2 protein-coding genes are annotated in these 1,599 nt (G+C 65.9%); both read left to right on the top strand.

Going from position 1 to position 1,599, the window contains the following annotated elements; translation table 11 throughout:
* Nucleotides 1–1,169, top strand: a 1,169-nt coding sequence (locus CV770_RS41005; protein ID WP_146101475.1) for a response regulator, incomplete at its 5' end; no start/stop codon positions are given.
* Nucleotides 1,170–1,198: 29 nt separating this feature from the next.
* The coding region (locus tag CV770_RS41000; RefSeq protein WP_104466310.1) for a chemotaxis protein CheW at nucleotides 1,199–1,599 on the top strand (401 nt) is incomplete at its 3' end.

The following is a 1,599-nucleotide window of genomic DNA, read 5'->3' as shown; positions in this document are numbered from 1 at the left end:
TGCGCAACAAGCTGCTGCCGCTGATCCATCTGAAGAAGCTCTTGAAGATCGACGACGGCGCGGCCTCGGATCCCGAGAACGGCTTCATCGTGGTGACGCAAGTCGGCAGCCAGACGTTTGGCATCGTCGTCGACGGCGTGTTCCACACCGAAGAAATCGTGGTCAAGCCGATGTCGACCAAGCTGCGTCACATCGACATGTTCTCCGGCAACACCATTCTGGGCGATGGCGCGGTGATCATGATCATCGACCCCAACGGCATTGCCAAGGCGCTCGGCGCCGCCGGCTCCTCGGCCCATGACATGGGCGACGAGAACGGCGCGCATCACATCGGCTCGGGCGAGCAGACCACGTCGCTGCTGGTGTTCCGCGCCGGCTCGTCGCAGCCCAAGGCGGTCCCGCTTGGCCTCGTCACCCGCCTCGAAGAGTTGCCCGCCGACAAGATCGAGTTCAGCAACGGCCGCTACATGGTGCAATACCGCGAGCAGCTGATGCCGCTCGTGGCCATGGAAGGCGTCACCATCGCCAGCCAGGGCGCCCAGCCGATCCTGGTGTTCGCCGATGACGGCCGCTCCATGGGCCTCGTCGTCGACGAGATCATCGACATCGTCGAGGAACGGCTCAACATCGAGGTCGGCGGCTCCGCCTCCGGCATCCTCGGCTCGGCCGTGATCAAGGGCCAGGCCACCGAGGTGATCGACGTCGGCCACTTCCTGCCGATGGCGTTCGCCGACTGGTTCACCCGCAAGGAGATGAAGCCGTCGATGCACTCGCAGTCGGTGCTGCTGGTCGACGACTCTGCGTTCTTCCGCAACATGCTGGCGCCCGTCCTCAAGGCGGCCGGCTATCGCGTCCGCACCGCGCCGACCGCGCAAGAGGGCCTCGCGGCACTGCGCGCCCAGAGCTTCGACGTGGTCCTGACCGACATCGAGATGCCCGACATGAACGGGTTCGAGTTCGCAGAAGTTATCCGCTCCGACAACAATCTGGGCTCGATGCCGATCATCGGCCTGTCCGCGCTGGTGTCGCCGGCGGCGATCGAGCGCGGCCGTCAGGCCGGCTTCCACGACTACGTTGCCAAGTTCGACCGTCCCGGTCTGATCGCGGCGCTGAAGGAGCAGACCGCAGGCGCCGCCGGTGCCTCCGAGCTGAACCGGGCAGCGGCGTAAGAGCAGGACAGGGATCAGGAGAGACCGAGATGAACAAGAAGACGCAAGTGGGCGAAGGCGCCATGGTCGAATACGTCACCGCGATGATCGGCGGCCAGCTGTTCGGCCTGCCGATCTCCCGGGTCCAGGACGTGTTCATGCCCGAGCGCGTCACCCGCGTTCCCTTGTCCTCGCGCGAGATCGCGGGCGTGCTCAATCTGCGCGGCCGCATCGTCACCGTGGTCGACATGCGCGCCCGTCTCGGCCTGCCGCAGCCCGAGGACGGCAAGGTGCCGATGGCGGTCGGCGTCGATTTGCGCGGTGAATCCTATGGCCTGCTGATCGATCAGATCGGCGAGGTCCTTCGCCTGCCCGAAGCCGGCATGGAAGAAAACCCCGTCAACCTCGATCCTCGCATGGCCAAGCTCGCCGGCGGCGTCCATCGCCTCGA

It is taken from the genome of Bradyrhizobium sp. AC87j1 (assembly GCF_002936975.1).
GTDB classification, from domain to species: domain Bacteria; phylum Pseudomonadota; class Alphaproteobacteria; order Rhizobiales; family Xanthobacteraceae; genus Bradyrhizobium; species Bradyrhizobium shewense.
This window is presented reverse-complemented; position numbering and strand designations above follow the sequence as displayed.